Raw genomic sequence first — 26,867 nt, forward strand, 5'->3', positions numbered from 1 at the left:
CTCGGCTCCCGGGAGAGCACGGCATAAGCCGTCCGACCACTGCGCAGGGAAGGCCGTGTGTTCGGCTTCACCTGTATGCCGCTGTGCAGTTTTCTGCGTGTGCTTACGCACAGCGGACCGTGGGTGCCAGCCGGCACCCGGCCTTCCCTGCGCCCTCTTTCCTGGAGGGCGATGGAGAGAGCAAAGCTCGGGCGAAATGCGCCGCGAGGATGCGAAGGTGTGTCTGCGACCACACACTCGTTGTCATCGCCCGCGAAGGCGGGCGATCCAGTATTCGAGAGGCGGTTGTGATGGAGCCGAGAGGCTGCGGCGTACTGGATTCCCCGCCTTCGCGGGGAATGACAGCGTCATCTGGAGAACCAGCCCATACCTCGCCTTCCGTCATTGCGAGCGCAGCGAAGCAATCCAGGGTCTTTCCGCGGAGGGGTTCTGGATTGCTTCGCTGCGCTCGCAATGACGAGGTGGAGAGAGAAAGCGCGCAAATGCCTCCCAACGTCGTCCTGGCGAAAGCCAGGACCCATTACCCCAGGGAGGGGTTTGGTGGGCGGTACTGGCCCCGGAGTCTTATCGATAGATCACGCGGTATGGGTCCTGGCTTTCGCCAGGACGACCCCGTGGGTTGCACGGTGCTTCAATTGTGCGAGGCGAGCATGCGGAAGCGCTGTGGCCTACACTTCCCTTCTGCTCAAAAACGCCAGCCGCTCGAACAAATGCACGTCCTGCTCGTTCTTGAGCAGCGCGCCGTGCAGCGGCGGGATCAGCTTGCGCGGATCGCGTTCGCGGAGCTGCTCGGCGCTCATGTCCTCGTTGAGCAGCAGCTTCAGCCAGTCGAGCAGCTCGGAGGTCGAGGGCTTTTTCTTCAGGCCGGGCACCTCGCGCACTTCGAAGAAGATGCGCAGCGCTTCTTCCACTAGGCGCTTCTTGATGCCGGGGAAGTGGACGTCGACGATCCGGCCCATCGTGTCGGCGTCGGGGAATTTGATGTAGTGGAAGAAGCAGCGGCGGAGAAAAGCGTCCGGCAGCTCCTTCTCGTTGTTGGAGGTGATCATCATGATCGGGCGCTGCTTCGCCTTGATCGTCTCGCCGGTCTCGTAGACATGGAATTCCATGCGGTCGAGCTCGAGCAAGAGGTCGTTCGGAAACTCGATGTCGGCCTTGTCGATCTCGTCGATCAGCAGCACCGGGCGCTGCTCGGCGGTGAACGCCTCCCACAGCTTGCCGCGCTTGATGTAGTTCCTGATGTCGGAGACCCTGCTATCGCCGAGCTGGCTGTCGCGCAGGCGCGACACCGCGTCGTATTCGTAGAGGCCCTGCTGCGCCTTGGTGGTGGACTTGATGTGCCAGGTCAAAAGCGGCGCGTTCAGCGCCTTCGCCACTTCCTCCGCCAGCACCGTCTTGCCGGTGCCGGGCTCGCCCTTGATGAGGAGCGGGCGCTCCAGCACAATCGAGGCATTGACGGCGACCTTGAGATCGTCGGTCGCAACATAGTCCTTGGTGCCGGTAAATTTCATCGCGCGTCCTTGTTGGTCGTCGTCCCAGGCATCGCCCTGGTCCAACAAACGGAACGGCCGCTCATGGCGGCCGTTCCTGGTTCGGTCAGGCTTTCAGACCCGTTTTATCAGCGAAAGGATGACGAGCACAATCACCGCGCCGATGGTGGCGTCCACGATCGCGCCGACGGTACCGGTCGCGAGCTGGATGTGCAGCTGAGGCAGCACCCAGCCCGCCACCAGTGCGCCGATGATGCCGACGACGATGTTGCCGATCAGCCCAAATCCCGCCCCGTGGACAATCTTGCCGGCAAGCCAGCCGGCGATCGCACCGATGATGAGTGCTGCGAGAATTCCCATTGCAAACGTCCCCAAAACAACCCCGTGAGGTGGTCAATTCTAGAGCAAAAAGCCGCCCGGTCCAGCGCCCGCCTGCGGCTTCCGCCCCTTGACGTTCGTCCCCCGACGGGCAATCTGTCATCCATGTTCCTGCAATTCTTCACTTCTCTGCGCGATGCGCAGGTCCCCGTGACGCTGCGCGAATACCTCACGTTGATGGAGGCGCTCGACGCTGACCTCGCGGACTACACCGTCGAGAATTTCTACTACCTGTCGCGCGCCTCGCTGGTGAAGGACGAGCGCAACCTCGACAAGTTCGACCGCGTCTTCGGCACCGTGTTCAAGGGCCTGGAGAGCCTGCTCGAGGCCATGGACAAGGCCGAGATCCCCGAGGAGTGGCTGAAGAAGCTCGCCGAGAAGTACCTCAGCGAGGAAGAGAAGAAGCAGATCGAGGCCATGGGCTGGGACAAGCTCATGGAGACCCTGAAGAAGCGCCTCGAGGAGCAGAAGGGACGCCACCAGGGCGGCTCGAAGTGGATCGGCACCGCCGGCACCTCGCCGTTCGGCGCCTACGGCTACAATCCCGAAGGCGTCCGCATCGGCCAGGAGAAGAACCGCAACAACCGCGCCGTGAAGGTGTGGGACAAGCGCGAGTTCAAAGACCTCGACGGCAATGTCGAGCTCGGCATCCGCAACATCAAGGTGGCGCTGCGCCGCCTGCGCAAGTTCGCGCGCACCGGCGCACCCGACGAGCTCGATCTCGACACCACCATCCGCGAGACCGCCAATCACGGCTATCTCGACGTTCACATGCGCCCCGAGCGGCGCAATGCGGTGAAGCTGCTGGTGTTCTTCGACATCGGTGGCTCCATGGATTCGCATATCGAGCAGGTCGAGGAGCTGTTCTCGGCGGCGAAGAGCGAGTTCAAGCACATGGAGTATTTCTACTTCCACAACTGCCTCTATGAAGGCGTGTGGAAGCAGAACAAGCGCCGCTTCACCGATCGCACGCCGACCTGGGACGTGCTGCACAAATACCCGCACGATTACAAGGTCGTGTTCGTCGGCGACGCCTCGATGTCGCCTTACGAGATCATGGTGCCGGGCGGCTCGGTCGAGCACGTCAACGAGGAGCCGGGCTCGGTCTGGCTCGACCGCATCATCCGCACCTATCCGCATACGGTGTGGCTCAATCCGGTCGCGCAGAAACACTGGGATTATTCGGAATCCACCACCATCATCAAACGCATCTTCGCCAACCGGATGTACCCGATCACCATCGAAGGTCTCGAAGGTGCGATGAAGGAATTGACGCACTAGCTCTGTTGTCATTCCGGGGCGCGACAAAGTCGCGAACCCGGAATCCATCGGGCCGCAGCGTTGGTAGAGAAACGGATTCCGGGCTCGCGCTACGCTCGCCCCGGAATGACAACAAGAGGGAGAACCACATGCCCCAGACCATCACCCGCGGCATCAAGGCGCTGATCGACGAGGCCAATGCCGAGATCGAGACGCTCACCGCCAAGGACGCCATCGAAATCTCGAAAAACGGCGACGTCGTCATCGTCGACATCCGCGACCCCCGCGAGATCGAGCGCGACGGCCGCATCCCCGGCGCGTTCGCCTGCACCCGCGGCATGCTGGAATTCTGGATCGATCCGCAGAGCCCGTATGCCAAGCCGGTGTTCCAGGAGGACAAGAAGTTCGTCTTCCACTGCGCCGGCGGCCTGCGTTCCGCGCTCGCTGCCAAGACCGCGCAGGACATGGGCCTCAAGCCCGTCGCCCACATCGCCGGCGGCTACGCCGCCTGGCGCGACGCCGGCGGCCCGACGGAGCAGTGGGAGCCGAAGAAGAAGGGGTGAGGGGTGCTTCGCTGTCGCTCCAATCTCCAGCGTCATTCCCCGCGAAGGCGGGGAATCCAGTACGCCGCGGCCTCTCCGCTCAATCACAACCGCCTCTGGAATACTGGATCGCCCGGTCGAGCCGGGCGATGACAGCGGAGTTTGATGCGCACGGCTTCAATCTCGCGCGTGCTGCGCACGCCCCGGAATGACAAGGAAAACTCTGCATGACCACCGATCCCCTCGTCTCCACCGAATGGCTCGCCGCCCATATCGACGACGTCAACGTCAGGGTGCTCGACGCCAGCTTCAAGCTGCCGGGCGTCTTGCCGTTGCCGAAGGACGACTATCTCGCCGCGCATCTGCCCGGCGCGGTGTTCTTCGACGTCGATGCGGTGTCGGACCATTCCAACCCGTTGCCGCATATGTATCCGAGCGCCGAGCAGTTCGGCCGTGACGTCGGCAATCTCGGCATCTCCAATGCCGACACCGTCGTGCTCTACGACGCCGGCGGCTGGGTCGCGGCGCCGCGCGCGTGGTGGATGTTCCTGGCTTTCGGCCACGGCAATGTGCGCATCCTCAACGGCGGCCTGAAGAAATGGCGCGCCGAGGGGCGCACCGTCGAGAGCGGCGAGGTGAAGCCGAAGCCTGCGACGTTCAAGGCGAGCTATGACGCCAAGCGCGTGCGCAGCATGCAGCAACTCGTCGCCAACGTGGAAAGCCGCAATGAGCAGGTCATCGACGCGCGCGCCGCCGACCGTTTCGAGGGCCGCGCGCCGGAGCCGCGGCCGGGCATCCGCTCCGGCCACATCCCCGGCGCCCGCAACGTGCCCTACAATCTCCTGTTCGATGCCGCGACCGGAACGATGAAGCCGCTCGAGGATCTGCGCGCCGCCTTCACCGGCGCGGGCGTCAAGCTCGATGCGCCGATCGTGACGAGCTGCGGCTCGGGCGTGTCGGCCGGCGTGCTGACGCTCGCGCTCTATCGCTTAGGCGTCACCGACACCGCGCTCTATGATGGCTCATGGTCGGAATGGGGCCAGGCCGGCGGCCCGCCGGTCGCGACCGGGCCGGCGTGAACCGGTAGCTACGACGACGGTGCGCTCCCTCGCCCCGCGCTCTTGTCCGCCGAAGCCCGCCTTCGGGCGAAGGCGGATGCGGGGGCGCGACGAGCTTCGCTCGCGCTGAGAGGGTCGGGGTGAGGGGCCTCTCTCCACAAGATGAGATTATCGAGGGACCTGTACCCCCTCACCCGGATCGCAAGAGCGATCCGACCTCTCCCCGCAAGCGGGGCGAGGTGAAGCGGGATCAGCGCGGGCGCGTGGTTGTCGTCGCGAAGGTCTGCTGCGGCTGCCCGAACGGATCAAGCGACTGCTGCAACTGCTGAGGCGGCGGGCGCCGCACCACGCGGTGCCGCTTCTTCGCCTTCGCCTGCGGCTTGGTCGCCTTGCTGTCCGGGGCGCTGCTGTCCGCCTTGGCCTTGGCCGGCGGATCCTTCCAGGCCGTCGTCGCCGGATCGTTCAGCGCGGCCACCTTGGCCGCGGCGACATCGAGCGCCGAGGATGCCAGGGCCGGGCTGGGGTCAGCCGGTGCCGGCGCGCCGGCGGTCGGGGCAGGCTTGGCCTCGGGGATCGATGCCGTGGTGTCGGCCGGGGTGAGCGTGTCGGTGGGAGCTGGTGCCGTGGCTTCCGTCGTCGTCTCGGCCTTGGCCGGTTCGGCGGCCGAGGTATCGGCCGACGGTGCAACGACCTGGGACTGAGCGTCAGCCTCGCTCGTCACCGCCGCGACCTGCTCGGGCTCGCTCGCCGGCAGGGCGATGGTCGGGACCAGGTCGCGTAGCGACGGCGCGGTGGGCTCGGCCGGCTCCGGCTCCGCGCGCAAGGCCGCGAGCACCGGCTGGGCAGGCTCGGACGCCTGCGCGAACACCTGCTCCTGCGGGCCGTTCCGCCAGGAGGGGTTGCTGACATATTGCTCGTGGCTCGCGCGCAGCAGGGCGGCGGCGCCCAAGCCGAACACCAGGATGGAGGTTGACAGCAGGATCGCGGCAAGCAGGAAGCGAAAGCCGGGAAGCATCGAGGGATTGCGAATTTCCGCCCCGGCGGCGAGGTGGCCAGGGCCCATGAGCCATCTGAACGCGGTGACGGTACTGGTTGCCGCGTTCGCCACGCGGAATCGGAGTTCGAAGCGGCGGCGAATCAGGCTGATTCGAACATATCGCAACGCCTCCGCGCCGTTCCCTTAAATTCGGGGCGATGACTCCGGCAATCCACGGCGCGATGCGATTTCAGCCCCCGTGATGCAACGGAGCAACGGTAGTCTTGCGGATCACAAATCGGCAAATCCGGCGCAAATAGGCCTGCAATGTCTTGAATGTGCCGCTATTTTCGGTCATCTGGCCGTTAGCGGTCCGATAGGGCTTGGGGACTATACAAGAGCGATGATGATCAAACATTTTCTGACGATATGCGCTGCCGCAACAGTCGCTGCGGCGGGAACCTCGCTCGCACAGGCCCAGAGCTATCCGGTTCAGCAGGCGCCGAGCTATGGCGCTCCGGCCGAATACCGCCCCGGCGACCGCACGCCGAATTTCGACGCGCTGGAAGATGACGACGACGCGCTGCCGCAGGCATCGCTGCCGCCGCCCGGCCCGGGCGGTCCGATGTCGCCCAACGATCCCCGCTACGGCCGCCCCGCTGGTCCTCCGGTCTATTCGGCCGCTCCGCCGCAAGGTCCGGTGATGTCGCCGGATGATCCCCGTTATGGCCGTCCCGCCGGCGCTCCTGTCTACTCGGCTGCGCCGCCGCAGGGTCCGGTGATGTCGCCCGACGATCCCCGCTATGGCCGCCCCGCCGGCCCGCCTGCGGTGATCTATGCCGACCGTCCGGCGCAGGCACCCGGCAGCGACGGCCTGCGTCCGCCGGAGGCTGTCGGTGGTCCCGCCGCGACCGGAACGGTCCAGGCCGGGCAGCCGCCGGTTGGCGCCGATGGCCGGCCGATGACGATCGCCTCGCTGCCGCCCGAGGAGCAGCCCGATGCTGCGCCGGCGCAGTTGCCGCAGAACCTGCGCCGCCAGGAGGTCGCGTTCCAGACCAAGGAGCCGGCCGGTACCCTCGTGGTCGATACGCCGAACACCTACCTCTATTACGTGCTCGGCAATGGCCGTGCGATCCGCTACGGCGTCCGCGTCGGCCGCGACGGTTTCACCTGGACCGGCGTGCAGAAGATCACCCGCAAGGCCGAGTGGCCCGATTGGCATCCGCCGACCGAGATGATCGAGCGCCAGCCTTACCTGCCGCGCTTCATGGCCGGCGGCCCGGGCAATCCGCTCGGCGCCCGCGCCATGTATCTCGGCTCGACCGTCTACCGCATCCACGGCACCAACCAGCCCTCGACGATCGGCAAGTTCGTCTCCTCCGGCTGCATCGGCATGCTGAACGAGGACGTCTCCGACCTGTTCGACCGGGTCAAGGTCGGCACCCGCGTGGTGGTGATGCCGGGCGGTCCGGCGCCGGGAACGGCGACCGCCTCGGCCGCGCCGACGCCCGGTGCGCCGGCTCCAATGTCTGCTCAGGCCGGTCCCGTCCCGGGGACGCAGCCGACCGTGGTGCCGCCGCTGCCCGCGCCGGTCACCGTGCGCTAGGCGCTTCGAGACAAATCAGATTGCGAAGGGCGTGCCGTCGGCGCGCCCTTCTTCGTTTCAGGCCAGCTTCCGCGGCAGCTCGCCGCCTTTGGTCCAGGCGTCGATCGCCTCGACCATCTGGCCATAGTGGATACGCAATCCGTCCTCGGTCGCGTAGCCGAGATGCGGCGTCAGCACGAGGTTGTCGAGCTTGCGGAAGGGATGGTCGACCGGCAGCGGCTCGACCGAGAACACGTCGATGCCGGCGCCTGCGATCTTCCTCTGCTGCAAGGCCTCGAGCAGCGCTTGCTCGTCCACGATCGGCCCGCGCGCGGTGTTGACGAGGAAGGCCGTCGGCTTCATCCGCGCGAGGTCCGCAGCGCCGACCAGTCCCCGCGAGCGGTCGCTCAGCACCACATGGATGGTGACGATGTCGGCCTTGGCGAACAGCTCCTCCTTGGTGGCGTAGCCGACGCCGGCCGCCTTGCACGTCTCCGGCGTGAGGTTCGGGCTCCAGGCGATCACATTCATGCCGAATGCTTTCGCAATGCCCGCCATCTTGCTGCCGAGCTTGCCGAGCCCGACGATGCCGAGCGTCAGCCCCTCGATCTCGACGCCGGCAAAGGTCTGCCAGGGCTCGCCTGCATGCATGCGCGCATTCTCGCGGCCGATGCCGCGGGTCAGCTCCAGGATCAGGCCCATGGTCAGCGGGGCGGTGGGGTCGCGGGAATATTGCGTGCCGCCAATGGCCACGCCACGCGCCTTCGCGGCCTCCATGTCGATCGAGGCGTTGCGCATGCCTGACGTCAGCAGCAGCTTCAGCTTCGGCAAGCTATCGAACAGGCTCTTGGGGAACGCGGTGCGCTCGCGCATCGCGCAGACGATCTCGAAATCGGCGAGCGCGCTGGCCGCGGCCTGCTCCGAGGCGAAGGGATGGCTGAACACGGTGACGTCGATACGGTCGGACAGTTTCTTCCAATCGGCGACGTCGAGGGCGAGGTTGAAATAGTCGTCGAGAATTGCACAGCGCAGCCGCGTCATCAGCGTTCATCCATGGCGAGAGGTGACGGCGCCAGGCGGGACGCCATCGTCGGAACCGGGCCATGGTTGCGCGCAATCACATCAGCGCGCAAGCAGCTCGCGTCTTCAAAAATCCGATAGCGGGGAAGGGCTCAGAGGTCGCGGGGCTTCAGCCGGATTGGCGCATCCATGCCGTGCTTGGCGCGCCAGGCGGGGCCGGGGCCGCGCATGTAGTGCAGCTCGGGCCGGTAGGGGTTGAAGGCGGTGGCGAAGAAGCCCTTCCAGAAGCCCTTGATCTCCGAGACGAGTGCGGAGGTGCGGCCGGCTTCTACCGGAACAGGAAGTGAATGGGTCTCGATCAGAGCCATGATGCGGCCTCGCTGTGCTCCCCGTACATTCTGAGCGGGTGGCGCTGTTTCCGCGCGAAACCGAGCTTTGGCCTGCTTTATTAAAAAATGGTTTCAATTGTCCGGATTGGCGGCCGGATGGTGTCCGACCCGTATTCATCCGTGGTGAACGGAGGGAAAACGTTGCCCTTTGGGGGCGGGATCGTTACATCGGCGGCAAGCAAATTTCCTCAAATCGAAGGTTTCACGGGACCGATGGCGCGCCAGTTCATCTATTTCATGCAGGGCCTGACCAAGAGCTACCCGACCCGGAAGGTGCTCGATAACATCCATCTGAGCTTCTACCCGGACGCCAAGATCGGCGTGCTCGGCGTCAACGGCTCGGGCAAGTCGACACTGCTCAAGATCATGGCCGGCCTCGACAAGGAGTATAATGGCGAGGCCTGGGTCGCCCAGGGCGCCCGCGTCGGCTATCTCGAACAGGAGCCGCACCTCGATCCCAAGCTCACCGTGCGCGAGAACGTCATGCTCGGCGTCGCCAAGCAGAAGGCCATCCTCGATCGCTACAATGAGCTGGCGATGAACTACTCCGAGGAGACCGCCGACGAGATGACCAAGCTGCAGGACGAGATCGAGGCCCAGGGCCTCTGGGATCTCGACAGCAAGGTCGACCAGGCGATGGACGCGCTGCGCTGCCCGCCTGACGATGCCGACGTGACGAAACTCTCCGGCGGTGAGCGCCGCCGTGTTGCGCTATGCAAGCTGTTGCTCGACCAGCCCGAGCTTCTGCTGCTGGACGAGCCGACCAACCATCTCGACGCAGAATCCGTGTCGTGGCTGGAAGGTCATCTGCGCAACTATCCCGGCGCAATCCTGATCGTCACCCACGATCGCTACTTCCTCGACAACGTCACGGGCTGGATCCTCGAGCTCGATCGCGGCAAGGGGATCCCTTACGAGGGCAATTACTCGTCCTGGCTGGTGCAGAAGCAGAAGCGGCTGGAGCAGGAAGGTCGCGAGGACGCTGCGCACCAGAAGACGCTCGCCCGCGAGCAGGAGTGGGTCGCGTCCTCGCCGAAGGCGCGTCAGGCCAAGTCCAAGGCGCGCTACCAGCGCTACGAGGACCTGCTCAAGCAGGCGAGTGAGAAGCAGACCCAGACCGCGCAGATCATCATTCCCGTCGCCGAGCGGCTCGGCGCCAACGTGGTCGACTTCGAAGGCCTCAGCAAAGGCTATGGCGATCGCCTGCTGATCGACGATCTCACCTTCAAGCTGCCGCCCGGCGGCATCGTTGGCGTGATCGGTGCCAACGGCGCCGGCAAGACGACGCTGTTCAAGATGATCACCAAGCAGGAAACGCCGGACAAGGGCATGATCACGGTCGGCGAGACCGTGCATCTCGGCTATGTCGACCAGTCGCGCGACGCGCTCGACGGCAACAAGAACGTGTGGGAGGAGATTTCCGGCGGCAACGAGCTGATCCTGCTCGGCAAGAAGGAAGTGAACTCGCGCGGCTATTGCTCGTCGTTCAACTTCAAGGGTGCCGACCAGCAGAAGAAGGTCGGTGCACTCTCGGGCGGTGAGCGCAACCGCGTGCATCTCGCCAAGATGCTCAAGTCCGGCGCCAACGTCCTGCTGCTCGACGAACCGACCAACGACCTCGACGTCGACACGCTGCGCGCGCTCGAAGAGGCGCTGGAGGATTTCGCCGGCTGCGCCGTCATCATCAGCCATGATCGCTGGTTCCTCGACCGCATCGCGACCCACATCCTGGCCTTCGAAGGCGACAGCCATGTCGAATGGTTCGAAGGCAACTTCCAGGACTACGAGAAGGACAAGATGCGTCGCCTCGGCCAGGACAGCGTCATTCCGCATCGCGTGAAGTACAAGAAGCTGACGCGGTGACCTGAGCATGATGCGGCGGGCGCTCATCGCTGCGGTGATCGTCGTCACCTGTGGCTGGTCGTCCGCCCGCGCCGCCGACGCTGCCTTCACGCAATTCATCGCATCGCTCTGGCCGGAGGCGCAGGCCGCCGGCGTGTCGCGCGCGACGTTCGAGCGGGAGACGCGCGGGCTCGAACCGGATTACAAGCTGCCGGACCTGATCCTGCCGGGACGGCCCGCGACCGGCGCGCCGTCGCAGGCCGAGTTCGTGCAGGTGCCGGCCGACTACGTCAGGGACGCCTCGATCGCGCGCCTTGCGGGCGAGGGGCAGCGGCTGCTGCAAAAATATCGTCCCGCGCTCAACGAGATCGAGAAGAGCTCCGGCGTCCCCTCGACCGTCATGCTCGCGATCTGGGGACGCGAGACCGACTACGGCCGCTACACGCTGCCTTACGATCTCGTCCGCGTGCTGGCGACGCAGGCCTATGTCGGCCGCCGCAAGGACACCTATCGCAACGAGTTCATCCTGGCATTGAAGATCCTCGGCGAGGGCGTGGTAACGCGCAAGGACATGCGCTCGTCCTGGGCCGGCGCCACCGGGCTCACGCAATTCCTGCCATCCGAATATTACAAGCACGGCGTCGACTTCGACCGCGACGGCCGCATCGACATCTGGCATTCGGTGCCGGATGCGCTGGCCTCCGCCGCGCAGCAGCTCGTCAACAAGGGTTGGCAGAGTGGTGTGCGCTGGGCCTACGAGGTGCAGGCGCCGGCGAAGGTCGATTGCACCACCGGCGTGCCGGAGGTGACGAAGCCGATCAGCCAATGGCTGCGCGAAGGCTTCGTGCCGGTGCGTGGACAACGCCTGAGCGCGGCCGAGCAGGCACAGCCCGCCTCCCTGCTTCAGCCGGAGGGAATCTACGGTCCGTCATTCCTGACCACGAAGAACTACTTCGTCATCAAGGAATACAATTTCTCCGACCTCTACGTGCTGTTCGTCGGTCATCTCAGCGACCGCATGACGAGCCCGTTGCCGTTCGCGACGCCGTGGTCGGCCTCGAAGCAATTGCGCACCAAGGACGTCGAGACCATGCAGCGCGGGCTCACCCGCGTCGGGCTCTACAGGGACAAGATCGACGGCAAGGCCGGCATGCAGACGCGCGCAGCGCTCGGCGCCTACCAGAAGTCGGCGGGCCTCAAGGTCGATTGCTGGCCGAGTGAAGAGGTGCTGCGTTCGATCCAGGCGGCGCGATAGCGCGCGACCAAAAGAAAAAAGCCCGGCCGATGGTCTCGGCCGGGCTTCGATCGTGGCGCTCATGAGCGCCATAGCGATCAAATCAGTAGCAGACGCGAACCGGGCGGATGACCCAGCCGTAACCGTCCCAGTAACGCTGGCGCTGCCAGTAGCAGGGCGCGGGCGGCGGGGGCTCGGCGACGTAGACAGGGCCGCCATAGGCCGGACGGCTCGACGCGATCGCGCCGCCGACGATGGCTCCGCCGATCAGGCCGGCCGCGAGGCCCGCGCCGACGCCGTCATGGGCCTTCGCGGACGGAGTGGCGGTCACCAGCGAACCGGCGACCGTCGCAACCGTGAGGGCGGCAACTAAAGTCTTCTTCATGCTCTTGGCTCTCCTGAGAGATGGACGTCCCTTGTTAGAAGCGTCCGGGGTTCAAAGGTTCACGCACACTCTGATGGAATTGGCCTTGCAGCTAGGAAGCGCGCAAATGGTCAATCCACGGTAAACGCACACAGAGCTGTGACGAGAAAAAGCGGTCTTTTTCGGGCCCCGAGATGAACGGCGCGTCCGTAGTGAACCGGTTCTTGGCGCCTCAGCCACAGACCCTGACGCGGCGGACGCGCCAGGCATAGCCGTCCCAGAAGCGCTGCCTCTGCCAGACGCAACCGCCGTAATAGTCGTCGGCGGCATACCCCGGACCCGGCGCGTAGTAGCGGGGCGGGTAATAACCAGGCTCATAACCCGGACCATAGGCGTAGCCGGGCCCCGGTCCGTAATAATACGGAGAGGCGAGCGCGCCACCGACAATGGCGCCGCCGATGATCCCGGCCGCCACGCCGGCAGCGACGCCGCGCTGCGCATGGGCTGGCGTCCCGGCCGCCAGGGCCACAGCGGCGAGGGCAGCGACTGCCAGGAGCGACTTCTTCATTGGTTTGACCTTTCGCACAACCACGCGGGAACTCTTTGGGGGACAAAGTTCCATACTTCGTTTGAATGATCAATGAACGGCACCTTGGCCGGGTGCGACGAATTGGTATGGACCGCAGCTCCGCCAGGGAGGCGATGATGGGCAACGCGCTGATCAATGGATTGATTGCTGCCGGGATCGTCTTTGCGATCGGCTACGGCTGGATCACCCACCTCCAGAACCGCGGCCAGCGCCGCTCCCGCGCAGGGGCCGGCAGCGATGGCGGCAGTGGGGGCGGAGACAGCTATTCGGGGACGAGCGACGGCTTCTCGCTGGGGAGCTGGTTTTCGGGCGACAGCTCGGGGAACTCGACCGATGGCGGCAGCTGTTCCAGTAGCGATAGCGGCGGAGGCGGCGATTGTGGTGGTGGCGGCGACGGTGGGGGAGGCGGTGGCGGCGACTAGGTGGGCCGCAATCTTGATCCAGCGCAACACCCTATTTTAGAGCCGTTCTAGGCTGTTTGCGGGCCAGTTTGGAATAGCTTCAAATACCGGTTTTTCCTTTTGCATCCGGCCGGCCCCTTAAATATCGATGATGGCGCATCACCGAAGGGCCTGCCGCTTCCATGATCGTTTGTTCCTGTAACGTGCTGAGCGATGACGACATCCGCGCCGCCGTGGCCGAGGCCGACGACGCCGTGCGCCATGCCAAGCAGGTCTATGGTTGCCTCGGCTGCAGCGCCGAATGCGGCCGCTGCGCGCGGACGATCAAGACCATCATCGACGAAACGCTTGGCCCCTGCGCCAAGTCCTGCTGCTCCGGCTGCCCGCACAGCCACACCGTGGCCGCCAATGACGCGACGGCCGAGTCCGCCCAGTTCGCGCTCGCGGCCTGCTGAAATCTCCCGCACCGCCGGCTGAGCTTTTCCCCGGCTGTGTCCCCGTAGCCGGTTGCCCCCGTGCGTAAACTCATTTAGAAGCGTTCTAAACTCGGTTTAGGACCGATTTGGACTGCAAGAGCTGGAGTGAACCATGCAGGGCGACGCAAAAGTCATCGACTACCTCAACAAGGCACTGCGTCACGAGCTGACTGCGATCAACCAGTACTGGCTGCACTACCGCTTCCTCGACAATTGGGGCCTGCTGGACATGGCCAAGGTCTGGCGCAAGGAATCCATCGAGGAGATGGAGCACGCCGACAAGCTCACCGCGCGCATCCTGTTCTTCGACGGCTTCCCGAACATGCAGGTGCTCGATCCCCTGCGCATCGGCCAGAACGTTAAGGAGATCATCGAGTGCGATCTCGCCGCCGAGATGAGCGCGCGGGCGCTCTATCAGGAAGCGGCGACCTACTGCCACGGCGTCAAGGACTACGTCACGCGTGACCTGTTCGAGAAGCTGATGAGCGACGAGGAGCACCACATCGACTTCCTCGAAACCCAGCTCGACCTGATCGGCCGCATCGGCCTCGAGCTCTACACCCAGAAGCACGTCGGCGGGCTCGAGGGCGAGGGGCATTAAGCTTCGGCCCCGCTCTCTCCATTCGTCATGGCCGGGCTTGACCCGGCCATCCATGTGCAGCGCGCAATGAAGACGTGGATGCCCGGGGCAAGCCCGGGCATGACGATCTGTTTGCGGAACGAAAGCGAGCCTACAGCTGCTGCTTGTAGCGCTCTTCCACGATCTCCTGACTCTCCGGTTCGCCCAGGCCCGTCTGGTCGTGAATGACTTCGACGATGCTCGGCATCACCGAGCGCTGCACTTTCTCCGGCGACCACAGCTTCGAGCGCATCAGCGCCTTGCCGCAGTGGAAATAGACTTCGCTGACCGCGACGTTCAGCACCGCGCGCGGTGGCTTGCCGAATTCCACCATCGAGGCGAGCAGATCCGGATCGGCCGACAGCGTGCCGCGCCCGCCGACGCGCAGCGTCTCGTCGATCCCAGGCACGAAGAACAGCAGATGCACGAAGCCCGAGCCTTCGACGACGTTGCGAAAACTGTCGATCCGGTTGTTGCCGGAGCGGTCGGGCATCAGCAACTGATTGGGGCCGGCGACGTGGACGAAGCCGATGCCGCCACCGCGCGGCGAGGCGTCGACGCTGCCGTCCACGCCTGACGTCGCGAGCACGCAGAACGGCGACATCTCGATGAATTTCTTCGCATGCGCATCGATCGCGGGACGCGCCTTCGCGATCACGCGCGGGCTCGGCTTGGCATAGATGGTGGCGAGGTCTTCGGCGCAAAGATCGGTCAACGGTGTGCCTCCGCATCAGCTCGGCGCCAAACTACCTGATCGGGCCGACTCCAGCCAACGAAATCCATCGCGATGCGCTAGACCGCATCCGCCGGCACGAAGCAGCTGATGATGATGATGCCGCGGTGGTGGACGTACCACACCACGGCCTGGCCGACCGGATTGCCGCGGTCGCGGATGATGGCGCGCTCGGGCACGGCCATCCACTGTCCCTCGATCGGTACCCAATAGGCGCCGTTGCGCACGTCGTAGTCGGTGCGATGGCCGTCGGAGATGTCGCAGCAGGGCACGCCGTTCGGCGCGATCACGCTCTTGAACCAGGCGCGGATGTCGGGCGGGACGTGGTCATATTGCCCGTTGTCGAACGCAAACGCCGCGCTCGTCAGCGCCGTCATCGCAGCCAGCCAAACGCACAGTGCGAGCCTGCGCATGCGATCCTCCTCATCGCGTGTCGTGCCAGTGGCGCGCGATTGTCCCGCGCGTCGATTCGTATCGTTGACGCGATTAAGCCCGAGCTGCCGGCGCATTGCATGCTCAAATAATATGCGGCGCGAGAGGCGCCGCACATGATGCATTGCGATATGAGGATCTGCAGTCCGCCGATGTTACATCGTCCGTTGCGGCGCGGTTTGCAGCAATTGCCTGACCTGCTCGCTGTAGAACTTTGCATTGCCGGTGGTGCCGTGACCGCGCGTCTCGGTGCTGGCGGGGATCAGATACAGGCGCCCGTTCTTGATCCGCTTCATCGCCGCATCCGTGAGGCCGGTCTCCGGCGGGTTGCGCTCGTCGTCGGCGGAATTGATCAGCAGCAGCGACGCTTCGATGCCCTCCAGCTTCTCGGCGGCATTGTAGTCGTGCGAGGCTTCCCACTGGTAGACGAAGTCGTTGGCGTCGGCCGTGATCGGCGTCGCGAGCCGCTCGTCGACGATCTTGTCGGCCTTGGCCGCCGTCGGCGCCTGCGATTGATAGGCCAGCGTTCCGCCGATGCTCGCGATGCCGTAGGCGGTGACGGCGTATTTCATCATGCGCGGCTGGCTGGTGTAGTTGCCGCTGTTGTAGTCGGGATCGTTGCGGATGGTGTCGAGCATGATCCGCCGCAGCATCCAGTTGCGCGAGGCCATCTCGGTCGGCTGCGAGGCCATCGGGATCAGCGCGTCCATCGCCTTCGGATATTTCTCGCCCCACAGCCAGGTGTGCATGCCGCCCATCGAATTGCCGATGACGAGCCGCAGATGCTTGACGCCGAGGCCTTCCGTCACCAGGCGGTACTGCGCCTCGACCATGTCGTCGTAGTCGTATTTCGGAAAGCCCGTCTTCATGCCGTCGGACGGTTTTGACGATTTGCCGTGGCCGATGCCGTCGGGAATGATGATGTAATATTTGGCGGCATCAAGCGGCTGTCCGGCACCGAACAGCTCGCCGGCAAAGCCTGGCGTCAGCATGCTTGCGCCCGAGCCGCCCGTTCCATGCAGCACCAGCACCGGTTGGCCGCTCGGCTCGCCGACGGTGGTGTAGTGCAGCCGCAGCTCCGGCATGGTCTCGCCGGTGTGGAACTTGAAATCCCTGGCGATCCAGTCGCCCTGCTTTGGCGCAGGATAATCGGCGGCCATGGCAGGCAACGAGACGAACAGCAGAACGGCTGATAGAGCCGCGCAAGAAGCCTTCATGTTTCTCTCCCCATGCGGCTCGTATCCGGCGGCCGCGTTGCGGCGGAGCTTAGCAAAACTCTCCGGAACAATGTAGGATTTTGGTTCCGCCGATCGTCCTTGAGGAAAACATCGGGAGAGACTGGATGTGCCGCAACATCAAGACGCTGTTCAACTTCGAGCCGCCGGCGACGGAGGACGAGATCCATGCCTCGGCCTTGCAGTTCGTGCGCAAGCTGTCCGGCTTCAACAAGCCGTCGCAGGCCAATGAGGCGGCGTTCGACCGCGCCGTGGCCGAGGTCTCGGAGGCGGCGCGAACGCTCCTCACCTCGCTGCATACCCATGCGCCGGCGCGCGACCGCGAGATCGAGGCGGAAAGGGCCAAGGAGCGCTCGCGGTTGCGCTTTGGCTAGCGGATCCGCAGACCCGTTCCGTGATCTGGCTCACGGTATGGGGCGCCGCGACTTGCAATGATGTTCGCCGGGGTTTTGCCAACCCGGAGCACGATCATGAGCCACCCCCTTCTTCCCCTCAAAGCAGGTGCCATCATCTTCACGCTGCTGTGGACCGCGTGGATGATGTGGTGGAGCGGTTCGTTCTCGAGCGCGAACGTCGTCATCCTGGCGATGTGCGGCGCGGCAGTCGGCTATCTCTGGTATCGCGCCATGCGCTGGCAGTTCGAGCGCATGGGCATGCTGCCGCGCAAGGATGATTCCTCTCATGCGTCTTGACCGAGGCCGGTGTCCCGGACGCGGCGCAGCGCGTCTTCAGCGCTGCACCGCAGAGGCGGGACCCAGAAGTCGCGCACGCATGTCTCGATGACATGGGCCGCGGCTCAGTAGCGCACCACGCTGCGTCCGGGGCACGAGCGCGCCGCTAGTCCCTGTGGCCGTGCTTCTTCTTTTTCTTCTTTTTCTTGTGGTCGTCGCCTTCGTCGTCGTCGCTCGCGTCATCTGCGATCGGCTCGTCGGTTTCCTGCACGGCGGCTTCCAGCGCCTCGCGCTCGGCGGCTTCGCGCTCGCGCTGGCGGCGGCGCTCGTCCCAGGCGTCGAACAGCTGTTCGAGCCAGGGCAACACCTGTTCGATCGACGGCAGTTGGCCAGGCGGGCCGGCCTCGCCGCGCGGGCCCTGCGGCCCCACCGGCCCTTGCGGTCCGACAGGTCCCTGTGCTCCGGCAGCGCCACGCGGGCCGGCCTCGCCCTGCTTGCCTTGCGGCCCGGCCTTGCCCAGCGGCCCAGCCTTTCCGATCGGCCCCGGCTTGCCTTGCGGTCCCGGCTTGCCGCGCGCGCCGTCCGGGCCCCGCCGGCCCGGATGACCCTGGGGGCCCGGCCGTCCCGGCTCGCCCTGCCGTCCGCGCGGACCCTGAGGTCCCTGCCGTTTCTGTTCGTCTGCCACGCCGCTGCTCCCTTGACCGGAAGCAAGCTACTTAGCGTCGTTTGACGACAGCAGCAATTCCGTCCGCGCATCGCACCGCGCTTGATCAACATCAACCGGCTGCAGGCGACGGCGTGTCATTGAAGGGCGCGCGGCCACAACCTCACGAGGAGCGACCGATGCGCGAAGCGTGGAAAATGTTCTGCTTGTCTGCAGTCACTTTTGGCATTGCGCTCGGCCTTGCCCGCGTGTTCGTGCCCGATATCGTGCCGGTCGCTTTCGCCGAAGAGCCGCAGGCGTCATGGGCTGTCATGACGGCCTTCGTTCTCCGCGCGATCGAGCTGATCGCGGCCGCAGTCGCGACCATCGCGCTCGCGGTTCTCGCCGGCGCGTACCTGCAGAAGGAGCTGCGCCGCCTGTTTCGCAGCACATCGTCGCGCCGGGCGTCGCAGGCCGACTGATCGACCTCGCGCAGCCGCGCGCTAATCCTGATAGGCCGGCACGTCGATGCCGGAGGCGGCATAGAGCCTGATCTTGTTGCGCAGCGTACGCACCGACAGGCCGAGCACGCGCGCGGCGCGTGTGCGGTTGCCGTCGCAGCGGGCGAGCGTCTGGAGCACGAGCTCGCGCTCGACCTCGTCGACGGTCGCACCGATCAGCAGCGGAACGATCTGGTTGGGTGCTAAAAAATGCGCGCCCGGTTCGGACGCGGCGACATGAACAGTGGTCATCAATACACTCCCCGACCAACGCCCGCTTCCCTCTTTGGAAGCGGATCGAGAACAAACGACCCCCAAGCCGTAAATCCACGGTGGGCGCGTTTGGTTAACGAAAGGTTAACCGCAGCCGATCGCACCAATTGACCTTGGGAATGCCGCGAAGCCGCCGCGATTGGTGCGGGATGCGTGGTGATGCGGACGTATCTTCCGATACGCTTGCGCTGTCATGCCCCGCGAAGGCGGGGCATCCAGTACGCCGCGGCTTCTCCGCTTCCCGCGACCGCCTCTGGAATACTGGATCGTCCGCTTTCGCGGACGATGACACCGAGCAAGTAGACGGAGCGTTGTTCCCCTCACACGGTCCGGTACCCGCCGTCCACCATCACGATCGTTCCCGTGACGTAGGCCGACAGGTCCGAGGCGAGGAAGATCGCGGGCCCTACGATGTCCTCGGGCTTGCCGGTGCGCGCCAGCGGGGTGTGATCGACGAAGGCCTGCACCAGCGTCGGATTGGTCGCGCGCACATTGGCGTTGATGTTGGTCTCGATGAAGCCGGGCCCGATCGCGTTGACGCGCACGCCTTCCTTGCCGAGCTCGGCCGCAAGCGCCTTGGTGAAGCCGAGCACGCCGTGTTTCGAGGTGGTGTAGGCCGCCGAGCTCGGCGTGCGCAGATGCACGAAGGACTGGATCGAGCCGATATTGACGATCCGGCCCTTGGCTGCGCGCAAGGGGGCGAGGAAGGCCTGCGTCATGTTGAAGACGCCGTTGAGGTTGAGCGAGATGATGTCGTTCCAGTCCTTCGCCACCGTCTCCGTTTCCGCGGTGAAGGCGTTGCGGCGGGTGATGCCGGCATTGTTGAGGAGGACCGAGACCTGCCCGACCTTGTCGGCGACCTGCTTGGCCAGCGCAAAGCAGTCCTCGCGCCTGGTCACGTCGAGCGCGAAGCTCTCGGCCCTGCCGCCGGCCTTGCGGATCTCCTGCGCGGCTTCCGCGACCGTGTCGGCATTGACGTCGAGCAGCACCACTTGCGCGCCTTCGCGCGCGTAGCCGGCCGCGATCGCCCGGCCGATGCCGGAACCGGCGCCCGTGACGACGGCGATGTGGTTTGCAAGCAATGCCATGACATTTTCTCCCGGATTCGTTTCTAAGTTTCATGAAAGGCTAACTCGAAATTAAGGGGTCGGAAACGGCGGCCTTGGCATACTGATCTTCATTGCTAAACGTTGCGCGCATGATGGAACGGCTTGAATCCTGGAAATTGGCGCTTGAGCGCCTGCGGTCGGCGGAGCCGGCCGATTGGGCCGAGGCGGGCCGGCTCGTCGCCGAGATCGCGCGGATGAGCTCCGATGTCACGCTGCGACAGGCCGCCGAGCAGGCGCTTCCGGTGCTGCGCCAGGCCGCGGACAATGACGATCACAGCGTCACGCTGGCGGCCCAGCGCCGCCTCGGCGTGGTCCTCGATGTCGTTCACGATCTGGCCGCGCCGCGCTTCGGCCGCCGCAACGCCATGCCGAAGAAACTCTCGAGCGAGGACCGCGCCCGCAAGGTGCTCGGCCTGCCGCTTGCGGTGCAGCTCACCTGCGAGGACATCAACCAGGCCTATCGCCGCGCCGCCAAGGGCATGCATCCCGACCGGGGCGGCAGCGCGGAAGCCTTCATCGACCTCGCCGCCGCGCGCGACCTCCTGATCCATCCCGGCGCGCACAAGGACGCGTGAGAGCGCTCAGCTCTTGTTCACGCAGCTCGGATAGGGCGCGGCTTCTCCTGAGACGATCGGGCAGAGCTCGATCGGGCTGAGCTCGCGCAATCGCGCCTGCCAGCGTTCGTCGTTGACCGGCGGCTCGTCGCTCTCGGGGCCGCGCTCTGCCCATTGGATGGTGTAGTAGTCCGTCGTGCCCTTCAGCGTGACCAGCAGCGCGGTCTCGCTGTGCCGGGTCGGGCCGCTGTCGACGCGGCCGCAGCCGATCACCGCGACGAAACCCTCGAAGCGGCCGAAATTCGCGGCGCCGAGCGGCTGTGCCGCAAAGCTGTCCGGGCAGGCCGATTTGAAGCCGCCGGCGATGGAGCCTGCGAACGTCTCGGGCGAGGCGCCTGGCGTCAGCGTCATGCCCTTCTCGCCGGTGACCGTGATCATCTGCGTCCAGCGTTCCGGCGTCTCGCCCTTCGGCACGGCTTCGCGGATGTAGTGGCCGCCTTTGGTGTTCTCGAACACCGCGACGAAGTTCGACGGCATCGCGAAGCTGACGAGCTGGCCGAAGACCGGCGAGATCACGCGGAAGGATTGCGGCGCCTGCGCGCGGCCGGCGCAGACGAGTGCGAGCGATACGGTCAAGATGGCTGCCGTCGTGGTGAGCGTGCGCATCGATTGATCCCGCGGGGACTGAGCAGAAACGCTGGACAGAAACGCGAACGGGCAAGGATGCTAGCATCGCATCCTTGCCCGACCCTTGTCGTCCGCCGATCGAATCCTACCAGGTGCAGCGGCCGTTCCTCAGCGCGTGATCCTTCAGCGCCAGTGCGTCGACGAAGGTCGGCACGGTGGTGCTGACGCGGGCGTAGTCGGAGGGCCACGGCGCGGTCGGGATGCTCTCGTCCCAGATCTGGCAGAAGCCGGTGTCCTGCCAGCGGATCAGGTGATAGCTGGCTTCGGCAGGGCTCGCGGCGACGAACGCAGTGACGGCAAGACCGGCGGCAGCGCACAGCACGGAAATACGACGCATGATCAGCTCCTCAAATGAAAGATGTGATGCGCCTCCCGACAATGACGGGAGGGGTGGTGCGGGACGCTTTTGGAGGAGCGCGCCCCGGACAAAATGTGAGTAGTTCCGCCTGCCGATGAGGTTCAAAGCGCGCGCGCTGGAAATGCGGGGTTTTGGCCGGAAAACGAGGGTCGCCCGCCAAAAAGAAGAGGGCGGATCGCTCGCGCGGTCCGCCCTTTGAACTCGGTCTGTCGCGTCAGGCTCAGAGCGTGCAGCGGCGCTCCGCGCGCAGCTTGATCTGGAGGTCGGAGGCGGCCGTGAAGGTCGGGAGCGGCTTGCTGACGACCTTGTAGGTCGAAGCGCCCCACTGGAACGGCTTGTACTTCAGGTCCTCGTTCCAGACCTGGCAGATGCCGGTGTTGTCCCAGCGGATCACGTAATAGCCGACTGCCGCCGAAGCGGGCATGGCGAACACGGAACTAGCGATGCCGGCAACGGCACAGAGGGCGAGAACGCGACGCATGAAAAAATCTCCTTGTGGGGAAGTGGGACGTGAAAATTCGTGCGGTAAAAGCAGGAGCTTTGCAAGCCGGGGAGCCGCCGTTCACGGACATGTCAGACGAAGTCGGCCACTTGGTTTGGCCGAGTGCCCGACAAGCCACACGGCGGGGCTCACTTCGCCAGCGACGCCACCGCCTCGATCTCGATCAGCATCTTCGGATCGGGCAGCGCATGCACCACGCAGGTGGTGCGTGCCGGATAGGGCGGCGGACCGAACGCACCGGCATAGAGTGCGTTCATGGCGGCAACGTCGGAGGCGCGGGTCAGGAGCACGTTGACCTTGACGAGATCGCGGACGCTCGCGCCGGCCTCGTCCAGCACGCGCTTGATGTTGACGGCGACGTTGGCGAACTGCGCCTCGAAGCCGTCGGGCAGCGCGCCATTGCCGTCGAAGCCGGGAATGCCGGAGACGAACAGGAGGTCGCCCACGCGCGTCGCAAAGGACAGCGGCGGTGCCTTCACGTGCGGCGGGGGCGCGAAATGCTGGATCGTCATGGGATCACCTCGGGGGTCGTGCAGGGCGCATCAGCGTAGCGACATGCGGGGGACTTGCAATCGTCATCAGGGAGCCGGCGCAGGCGGGCAAAACAAAAAGCGCGAAAACAACCCCATGCACAGTAGAGCGGCTGCGGCCGGGATGGTCGAGGCGAGGACGCGCAGGCACTTGATGCGCCGGGGAAAACGGCCGCAGGCGCGCATCCCTGCGGCAGATGTGGCGGAAACAGCGCGGAGCCCTCGTTCGGCCGCCGCGATCGATCGGGGGGAGTGGAATTGTTCCGTCCGGACGACGCCGGCCCGGCTGCGGCGAGGTTTGACTCGTCGGGCAAAACACCGGCAGAATTGCATGATGGCGGTCGCGCGTTTTGCGGCACCAACTCTCAACGGCGTCATGGCCGGGCGTAGCCGTCCCAAGGACGGCGTCGCTTCGCTCGCCTATGTCCCGGCCATCCACGGCCTCTCCGGCCGCGCAAAGAACGTGGATGCCCGGGACAAGCCCGGGCATGACGACCCAGCGGATGCGGAACGTCAACCCACATTGCACCACCCATCATGTTGCCGCCGCGATCGATCGGATAGATTCGTCCGGTCTGATTCGATCCCTCCTTGAAAAATAGCCCCCGGAGACGCCCCATGAAGCTCGCATCCACCCTTCGCGCCGCGCTGGTCGCCATCGCCGCCCTTGCCGGGCTCTCGACCTCGGCGCTGGCCGACGGCGGCACCGTGGTGCTGACGATCTACAAGGCGGGCTGGATCATCGGCGGCTCCGGCGGCTCGGGCGTGCTGAACTTCCGCGGCCGCTCCTACGGGCTCTCCACCGGCGGCCTCGACTACGGCCTCGTCTTCGGCGGTTCCAAGACCGTGCTGCGCGGCCGCGTCTCCAACATCAACCGTCCCTCCGACGTCGCCGGCGTCTACGGCGCCGCCGGGGCCGGCCTTGCCGTCGGCCGCGGCGCCCGCGCCATCGTGCTCACCAACCAGAAGGGCGCGGTGCTGGAGCTGTCGGGCTACCAGACCGGCCTGATGGCGAATGCGGATCTCAGCGGGCTCGCGATCACGATGCGGTAGGCAGGTCGCGTAGGGTGGGTTAGCCGAAGGCGTAACCCACCTCTTTGGTTTCCGCGGAGACAGAAGTGGTGGGTTACGCCCGCGGACCACGCTCCGCGCGGCCGCGAGCTAACCCACCCTACGATCTGCTCACCGCCGCATGAATCCTCTCGCAATGCGCGACCAGATTGGCGTGCGCATCGACGAAGGTCTTCAGCGGCGTCGGGATCGGGAAGTAGTAGATGTTGGCGATGAAGCCGTAGATGCCGGCATCGATGCTGGTCGCGGCTTCGCCGTGCACGAAGCCCGTCGCGGGTACGATCTCGGCCAGCACCTGGAGGTCGGCGAGCCCTCTCGCATAGGCCTGCTCCGGCGTGTAGCGGCCGATGCCCTGGAAATGATAGCGCTGCGCATTGTACGCCTTCGCCTTCTCGAATCCTTCCGCATTGATCTGCGGGTGCTGCGCGATGAAGGCGTCGCGGAACGCCGGATAGTAGCGCTCGTCCTTCCAGCGCGAATAGGACATCACCCAGTAGAGATCGTCCAGCATGCGGGTGACGAAGTGATTGGTCCTCCGCTGCTCCGCTGAAAGCCCGGCATCGATGCCCAGGCGATATTTCGCGATGGCATGCGCGATGATCGTCTCGCTGTCGCCGATGGTCTCGCCGTCGTCGACGATGTAGGGCAGCTGCCCGCGCGGCGCGGCGGAGGCATCGAAGATGTGCTCGTGCACGAACGGCACGCCCGCGAGCTTCAGGAAAGCGTAGACCTTGAGGCCGTAGCCGTTGTTGTCGGCAACTCCGAACAGCTTTGGGTAGGAGTAGAGCGTCAGCATGGGCAGGCTCCTCCGTGTTGGCGGAGCCTAGAATGCAGGCGGGCCGAACCGGATGCAATCCTCGTAGCCCGCATGAGCGAAGCGACATGCGGGAACAGCGGCCCCGGATGTCGCTCCGCTCATCCGGGCTACGGAAGCTACGCTACGAACGCGATGCGCCCGTAAACACCGCCAATTGCGCCTCGAACGCCCGCCTGAAGGCGGGGCGCGCTTCGCCGCGGGCGACATAGGCGGCGATATCAGGGTATTCGTCCAGCAGGCGAGATGCGTTCAGCCGGCGCAGCACCGTCACCATCATGAGATCGCCGGCGCTGAACGCCCCGTCGAGCCAGTCGGCAGCGCCGAGGCGACGGGACAATTCGCCGAGGCGGACACGGACGCGATCCTGCAACATGGGCAGGCGCGCTTCGTACCAGCTCTTGTCGCGCTCGAACAGCATCGCCATTCCGAGCTCGACGACCGGCGGCTCCAGCGTGTTCAGCGCGGCAAACATCCACGCAATCGCGCGGCTCCTTGCATTCGCCTCGAGCGGCAGCAGCCCGGCATGGCGCTCGGCGAGATGGAGCACGATCGCACCGGATTCGAACAGGGCGAGATCGCCGTCCCCGAAGGTCGGAATCTGCCCGAACGGATGCAGCGCAAGATGCGCCGGTTGCTTCATCTGCTTGAACGACACCAGGCGGACGTCGTAGGGCCGGCCGATTTCCTCCAGCGCCCAGCGAACGCGCATGTCGCGGGCCTGTCCCCTGCCGCGGTCGGGCGAGCTTTCGAAGGCGGTGATGGTGGGCATCGGGGATATCCGGGGTGATCGGGCGTTGCCTGCAGAGGACGAACGGGCGGGGCGGGTTCCGACAACTTATCTCGTCTTCCTGGGACCAGATGCGAATTGCACGAAGTCGCCACATCCAAGGTGTCGTCCTGGCGAAGGCCAGGACCCATACCGCGGAATCTATCGGTTGCGACTGGTGGCAGTACCGAACGACGAGTCTTCGCCAAACGGCTCCCTGGGGTAATGGGTCCTGGCTTTCGCCAGGACGACGGCTGAGTTTGAGGGCGCTGCCGCTAACCCACCTACGCAGCGATCCACTTCGCCAGGTCGCTCTGGATCGCTATACTGCCAATCTCAGCAGGATGGTGACCCCATGGGAAACGAATTGGAAGGCAAGGTTGCCGCAGTCACCGGGGCCGCGTCCGGCATCGGATTGGCGAGTACCGAGGCTATGTTGGCCGCGGGCGCGCGCGTGGTGATGGTCGACCGCGACGCCGCCGCGCTGAAGGCGCTCTGCAACAAGCACGGCGACACCGTGATCCCGCTGGTCGTCGACCTGCTCGATCCAAAAGACTGCGCAACGCTGCTGCCGCGCGTCTTGGAGAAGGCCGGCCAACTCGACATCCTGCATGCAAACGCAGGCACGTATGTCGGCGGCGACCTGGTCGATGCCGACACCATGGCGATCGACCGGATGCTGAACCTGAATGTCAACGTCGTGATGAAAAACGTGCACGACGTGCTGCCGCACATGATCGAGCGCCGGACCGGCGACATCATCGTCACGAGTTCGCTGGCGGCGCATTTTCCGACGCCATGGGAACCGGTCTATGCGTCGTCCAAATGGGCGATCAACTGCTTTGTCCAGACGGTGCGGCGCCAGGTCTTCAAGCATGGCATTCGCGTCGGCTCGATCTCGCCCGGCCCGGTCGTCAGCGCTCTGCTTGCGGACTGGCCGCCCGAGAAGTTGAAGGAAGCGAGGGATTCGGGAAGCCTGCTGGAGGCCAGCGAAGTGGCTGACGTGGTGATGTTCATGTTGACGCGGCCGCGCGGCATGACAATTCGTGACGTCGTGATGCTGCCGACCAATTTCGATCTTTAGGGCGTATGCAGTTCGTAGGGTGGGTTAGCCCCGGGCTGCGCGAAGCGCAGTCCCTTGGCGTAACCCACCGCTTCGGTTTCCGCGGGGACACACCTTGGTGGGTTACGCTACGCTAACCCACCCTACGCAGCGATCCACGCCGCCAACTCGCGCCACGGCTCCAGCGTCCAGTGCCCGGACGCGGCACCGGACGGCGAGGGGAGCACGAATATCTCCGGGAGGCGCCCATCGTGCTGTTGCCGCCCCAGCGAAATCACGTTCGACGGCCTGCCGTAAAACAAGCTCGCCGCCTTCTTGCTCGTGAACGCAATCGTCCTCGGCCGATACGTCTCGATCTTGGCCCTGAACCCCGGCACGTCGATCGTCTCAGCCGCGATCTGGTGATCCATCCCGGCGCCCGACTTGGAGAGATCGGTGAAGCCGATCCCGAGCTCGATCAGCGCGGCGAACTCGCCCGGCTGATAGCGCCGCGGCGTGATCCCGGCCTCATGGATCGCGCGCCAGAAGCGGTTGCCGGGATGGGCGTAGTAGTGCCCGAGCTCGGCCGAGCGCGTAGAGGCGGCGGTGCCGACGAAGACGAGGCGGAGGTTGGGACGGAGCTGGTCGGGGAGGCGGTCCAAGGCAAGGTCTCGAACGTCAGTACAGTCACAAGATGTAGTCTTTGGTCTAATAGCGCAAT

General features: G+C 65.3%; 35 protein-coding genes. 15 read left to right on the forward strand and 20 right to left on the reverse strand.

What is annotated here, in order from left to right; genetic code table 11:
- Nucleotides 1–668: 668 nt before the first annotated feature.
- A complete protein-coding gene (locus tag BM118_RS10845; protein WP_092186127.1) occupies nucleotides 669–1,511 on the reverse strand; it encodes an AAA family ATPase in 843 nt (280 codons plus the stop codon).
- A gap of 93 nt (nucleotides 1,512–1,604) precedes the next feature.
- Nucleotides 1,605–1,850: a GlsB/YeaQ/YmgE family stress response membrane protein gene (locus BM118_RS10850; RefSeq protein ID WP_027548317.1), complete on the reverse strand. Its 246-nt coding sequence runs from the start codon at nucleotides 1,848–1,850 to the stop codon at nucleotides 1,605–1,607.
- A gap of 123 nt (nucleotides 1,851–1,973) precedes the next feature.
- Between BM118_RS10850 and BM118_RS10855 the strand changes: the two genes are divergently transcribed.
- From BM118_RS10855 to sseA, 3 genes are all read left to right on the forward strand, one after another.
- On the forward strand, nucleotides 1,974–3,149 hold the full coding sequence (locus tag BM118_RS10855) for a vWA domain-containing protein (RefSeq protein ID WP_092185046.1): 1,176 nt from the start codon (nucleotides 1,974–1,976) through the stop codon (nucleotides 3,147–3,149).
- Between the two features lie 128 nt (nucleotides 3,150–3,277).
- Entirely contained in the window at nucleotides 3,278–3,691 is a 414-nt protein-coding gene (locus BM118_RS10860; protein WP_092185048.1) for a rhodanese-like domain-containing protein, read from the forward strand.
- A gap of 206 nt (nucleotides 3,692–3,897) precedes the next feature.
- On the forward strand, nucleotides 3,898–4,749 hold the full coding sequence (sseA, locus tag BM118_RS10865) for a 3-mercaptopyruvate sulfurtransferase (RefSeq protein ID WP_092185050.1): 852 nt from the start codon (nucleotides 3,898–3,900) through the stop codon (nucleotides 4,747–4,749).
- Nucleotides 4,750–4,978: 229 nt separating this feature from the next.
- On the opposite strand, the gene BM118_RS10870 is transcribed toward sseA, so the two are convergent.
- Nucleotides 4,979–5,791 carry a hypothetical protein gene (locus BM118_RS10870; protein ID WP_177234193.1) on the reverse strand — a complete coding sequence of 271 codons (813 nt, stop codon included), beginning with the start codon at nucleotides 5,789–5,791 and terminating at the stop codon, nucleotides 4,979–4,981.
- A 319-nt stretch (nucleotides 5,792–6,110) separates the two neighbouring features.
- On the opposite strand from BM118_RS10870, the gene BM118_RS10875 reads away from it, so the two are divergent.
- Nucleotides 6,111–7,310, forward strand: a complete 1,200-nt coding sequence (locus tag BM118_RS10875; protein ID WP_177234194.1) for a L,D-transpeptidase — start codon at nucleotides 6,111–6,113, stop codon at nucleotides 7,308–7,310.
- Nucleotides 7,311–7,367: 57 nt separating this feature from the next.
- Here BM118_RS10875 and BM118_RS10880 read toward each other — a convergent pair whose 3' ends face one another.
- Complete coding sequence (locus BM118_RS10880) at nucleotides 7,368–8,330, reverse strand: D-2-hydroxyacid dehydrogenase family protein (protein ID WP_092185054.1); 963 nt, start codon at nucleotides 8,328–8,330, stop codon at nucleotides 7,368–7,370.
- A gap of 131 nt (nucleotides 8,331–8,461) precedes the next feature.
- Nucleotides 8,462–8,677 carry a hypothetical protein gene (locus BM118_RS10885; RefSeq protein ID WP_092185056.1) on the reverse strand — a complete coding sequence of 72 codons (216 nt, stop codon included), beginning with the start codon at nucleotides 8,675–8,677 and terminating at the stop codon, nucleotides 8,462–8,464.
- Nucleotides 8,678–8,911: 234 nt separating this feature from the next.
- Between BM118_RS10885 and ettA the strand changes: the two genes are divergently transcribed.
- Complete coding sequence (gene ettA / locus BM118_RS10890; protein WP_092185058.1) at nucleotides 8,912–10,561, forward strand: energy-dependent translational throttle protein EttA; 1,650 nt, start codon at nucleotides 8,912–8,914, stop codon at nucleotides 10,559–10,561.
- A 7-nt stretch (nucleotides 10,562–10,568) separates the two neighbouring features.
- The gene (locus tag BM118_RS10895; RefSeq protein ID WP_092185059.1) at nucleotides 10,569–11,795 is read left to right on the forward strand and encodes a lytic murein transglycosylase; all 1,227 of its coding nucleotides are present in this window, start codon (nucleotides 10,569–10,571) and stop codon (nucleotides 11,793–11,795) included.
- An 82-nt stretch (nucleotides 11,796–11,877) separates the two neighbouring features.
- On the opposite strand, the gene BM118_RS10900 is transcribed toward BM118_RS10895, so the two are convergent.
- Together BM118_RS10900 and BM118_RS10905 are read right to left on the reverse strand one after the other, a co-directional pair.
- Nucleotides 11,878–12,159 (reverse strand): hypothetical protein, encoded by a 282-nt coding sequence (locus BM118_RS10900; RefSeq protein WP_092185060.1) that lies wholly within the window; start codon nucleotides 12,157–12,159, stop codon nucleotides 11,878–11,880.
- Nucleotides 12,160–12,370: 211 nt separating this feature from the next.
- Nucleotides 12,371–12,706 carry a hypothetical protein gene (locus BM118_RS10905; protein WP_177234288.1) on the reverse strand — a complete coding sequence of 112 codons (336 nt, stop codon included), beginning with the start codon at nucleotides 12,704–12,706 and terminating at the stop codon, nucleotides 12,371–12,373.
- A gap of 134 nt (nucleotides 12,707–12,840) precedes the next feature.
- Here BM118_RS10905 and BM118_RS10910 point away from each other — a divergent pair, with 134 nt between their 5' ends.
- From BM118_RS10910 to bfr, 3 genes are all read left to right on the forward strand, one after another.
- Nucleotides 12,841–13,149, forward strand: coding sequence for a hypothetical protein (locus BM118_RS10910; RefSeq protein ID WP_177234289.1), 309 nt, complete (start codon nucleotides 12,841–12,843; stop codon nucleotides 13,147–13,149).
- Between the two features lie 161 nt (nucleotides 13,150–13,310).
- Complete coding sequence (locus tag BM118_RS10915; RefSeq protein ID WP_092185069.1) at nucleotides 13,311–13,583, forward strand: (2Fe-2S)-binding protein; 273 nt, start codon at nucleotides 13,311–13,313, stop codon at nucleotides 13,581–13,583.
- 133 nt (nucleotides 13,584–13,716) lie between these two features.
- The gene (gene bfr / locus BM118_RS10920) at nucleotides 13,717–14,205 is read left to right on the forward strand and encodes a bacterioferritin (RefSeq protein WP_011089420.1); all 489 of its coding nucleotides are present in this window, start codon (nucleotides 13,717–13,719) and stop codon (nucleotides 14,203–14,205) included.
- Between the two features lie 130 nt (nucleotides 14,206–14,335).
- Here the strand turns inward: bfr and BM118_RS10925 are convergent, their stop codons facing one another.
- From BM118_RS10925 to BM118_RS10935, 3 genes are all read right to left on the reverse strand, one after another.
- A complete protein-coding gene (locus tag BM118_RS10925; protein WP_092185070.1) occupies nucleotides 14,336–14,938 on the reverse strand; it encodes a pyridoxamine 5'-phosphate oxidase family protein in 603 nt (200 codons plus the stop codon).
- Nucleotides 14,939–15,015: 77 nt separating this feature from the next.
- The gene (locus tag BM118_RS41285; RefSeq protein WP_177234195.1) at nucleotides 15,016–15,369 is read right to left on the reverse strand and encodes a hypothetical protein; all 354 of its coding nucleotides are present in this window, start codon (nucleotides 15,367–15,369) and stop codon (nucleotides 15,016–15,018) included.
- A gap of 174 nt (nucleotides 15,370–15,543) precedes the next feature.
- The gene (locus tag BM118_RS10935) at nucleotides 15,544–16,605 is read right to left on the reverse strand and encodes an alpha/beta fold hydrolase (RefSeq protein WP_092185071.1); all 1,062 of its coding nucleotides are present in this window, start codon (nucleotides 16,603–16,605) and stop codon (nucleotides 15,544–15,546) included.
- 125 nt (nucleotides 16,606–16,730) lie between these two features.
- On the opposite strand from BM118_RS10935, the gene BM118_RS10940 reads away from it, so the two are divergent.
- Nucleotides 16,731–16,997 carry a DUF2277 domain-containing protein gene (locus tag BM118_RS10940; protein ID WP_092185072.1) on the forward strand — a complete coding sequence of 89 codons (267 nt, stop codon included), beginning with the start codon at nucleotides 16,731–16,733 and terminating at the stop codon, nucleotides 16,995–16,997.
- Nucleotides 16,998–17,093: 96 nt separating this feature from the next.
- Nucleotides 17,094–17,315, forward strand: coding sequence for a hypothetical protein (locus tag BM118_RS10945; protein ID WP_092186130.1), 222 nt, complete (start codon nucleotides 17,094–17,096; stop codon nucleotides 17,313–17,315).
- Nucleotides 17,316–17,460: 145 nt separating this feature from the next.
- Here the strand turns inward: BM118_RS10945 and BM118_RS10950 are convergent, their stop codons facing one another.
- Nucleotides 17,461–17,979 (reverse strand): collagen-like domain-containing protein, encoded by a 519-nt coding sequence (locus BM118_RS10950; RefSeq protein ID WP_092185073.1) that lies wholly within the window; start codon nucleotides 17,977–17,979, stop codon nucleotides 17,461–17,463.
- 158 nt (nucleotides 17,980–18,137) lie between these two features.
- On the opposite strand from BM118_RS10950, the gene BM118_RS10955 reads away from it, so the two are divergent.
- Complete coding sequence (locus BM118_RS10955; protein WP_092185074.1) at nucleotides 18,138–18,419, forward strand: hypothetical protein; 282 nt, start codon at nucleotides 18,138–18,140, stop codon at nucleotides 18,417–18,419.
- A gap of 21 nt (nucleotides 18,420–18,440) precedes the next feature.
- On the opposite strand, the gene BM118_RS10960 is transcribed toward BM118_RS10955, so the two are convergent.
- Both BM118_RS10960 and BM118_RS10965 read right to left on the reverse strand, forming a co-directional pair.
- On the reverse strand, nucleotides 18,441–18,689 hold the full coding sequence (locus tag BM118_RS10960; protein WP_092185075.1) for a helix-turn-helix domain-containing protein: 249 nt from the start codon (nucleotides 18,687–18,689) through the stop codon (nucleotides 18,441–18,443).
- A 341-nt stretch (nucleotides 18,690–19,030) separates the two neighbouring features.
- Nucleotides 19,031–19,798 (reverse strand): SDR family NAD(P)-dependent oxidoreductase, encoded by a 768-nt coding sequence (locus BM118_RS10965; RefSeq protein WP_092185076.1) that lies wholly within the window; start codon nucleotides 19,796–19,798, stop codon nucleotides 19,031–19,033.
- Nucleotides 19,799–19,908: 110 nt separating this feature from the next.
- Here BM118_RS10965 and BM118_RS10970 point away from each other — a divergent pair, with 110 nt between their 5' ends.
- Entirely contained in the window at nucleotides 19,909–20,394 is a 486-nt protein-coding gene (locus BM118_RS10970; RefSeq protein ID WP_092185077.1) for a molecular chaperone DnaJ, read from the forward strand.
- A gap of 6 nt (nucleotides 20,395–20,400) precedes the next feature.
- On the opposite strand, the gene BM118_RS10975 is transcribed toward BM118_RS10970, so the two are convergent.
- The 4 genes from BM118_RS10975 to BM118_RS10990 all read right to left on the reverse strand — a co-directional run bounded on the left by BM118_RS10975 (nucleotide 20,401) and on the right by BM118_RS10990 (nucleotide 22,432).
- A complete protein-coding gene (locus BM118_RS10975) occupies nucleotides 20,401–21,039 on the reverse strand; it encodes a hypothetical protein (protein ID WP_092185079.1) in 639 nt (212 codons plus the stop codon).
- Between the two features lie 106 nt (nucleotides 21,040–21,145).
- Complete coding sequence (locus BM118_RS10980; protein WP_092185081.1) at nucleotides 21,146–21,397, reverse strand: hypothetical protein; 252 nt, start codon at nucleotides 21,395–21,397, stop codon at nucleotides 21,146–21,148.
- Nucleotides 21,398–21,638: 241 nt separating this feature from the next.
- Nucleotides 21,639–21,899: a hypothetical protein gene (locus BM118_RS41290; protein WP_027547916.1), complete on the reverse strand. Its 261-nt coding sequence runs from the start codon at nucleotides 21,897–21,899 to the stop codon at nucleotides 21,639–21,641.
- A gap of 149 nt (nucleotides 21,900–22,048) precedes the next feature.
- Nucleotides 22,049–22,432 (reverse strand): RidA family protein, encoded by a 384-nt coding sequence (locus BM118_RS10990; RefSeq protein ID WP_092185087.1) that lies wholly within the window; start codon nucleotides 22,430–22,432, stop codon nucleotides 22,049–22,051.
- 636 nt (nucleotides 22,433–23,068) lie between these two features.
- Here BM118_RS10990 and BM118_RS10995 point away from each other — a divergent pair.
- Nucleotides 23,069–23,503 (forward strand): hypothetical protein, encoded by a 435-nt coding sequence (locus BM118_RS10995; protein WP_027547918.1) that lies wholly within the window; start codon nucleotides 23,069–23,071, stop codon nucleotides 23,501–23,503.
- 118 nt (nucleotides 23,504–23,621) lie between these two features.
- Here BM118_RS10995 and BM118_RS11000 read toward each other — a convergent pair whose 3' ends face one another.
- The gene (locus BM118_RS11000) at nucleotides 23,622–24,317 is read right to left on the reverse strand and encodes a glutathione S-transferase family protein (RefSeq protein ID WP_092185088.1); all 696 of its coding nucleotides are present in this window, start codon (nucleotides 24,315–24,317) and stop codon (nucleotides 23,622–23,624) included.
- Between the two features lie 142 nt (nucleotides 24,318–24,459).
- Complete coding sequence (locus BM118_RS11005) at nucleotides 24,460–25,107, reverse strand: glutathione S-transferase family protein (protein ID WP_092185089.1); 648 nt, start codon at nucleotides 25,105–25,107, stop codon at nucleotides 24,460–24,462.
- A 352-nt stretch (nucleotides 25,108–25,459) separates the two neighbouring features.
- Here BM118_RS11005 and BM118_RS11010 point away from each other — a divergent pair, with 352 nt between their 5' ends.
- The gene (locus tag BM118_RS11010) at nucleotides 25,460–26,188 is read left to right on the forward strand and encodes an SDR family oxidoreductase (protein WP_092185091.1); all 729 of its coding nucleotides are present in this window, start codon (nucleotides 25,460–25,462) and stop codon (nucleotides 26,186–26,188) included.
- A gap of 122 nt (nucleotides 26,189–26,310) precedes the next feature.
- Here the strand turns inward: BM118_RS11010 and BM118_RS11015 are convergent, their stop codons facing one another.
- Nucleotides 26,311–26,808, reverse strand: a complete 498-nt coding sequence (locus tag BM118_RS11015; protein ID WP_092185092.1) for a mismatch-specific DNA-glycosylase — start codon at nucleotides 26,806–26,808, stop codon at nucleotides 26,311–26,313.
- Nucleotides 26,809–26,867 lie beyond the last annotated feature (59 nt).

This window comes from Bradyrhizobium sp. cf659, assembly GCF_900113725.1.
Lineage (GTDB): Bacteria > Pseudomonadota > Alphaproteobacteria > Rhizobiales > Xanthobacteraceae > Bradyrhizobium.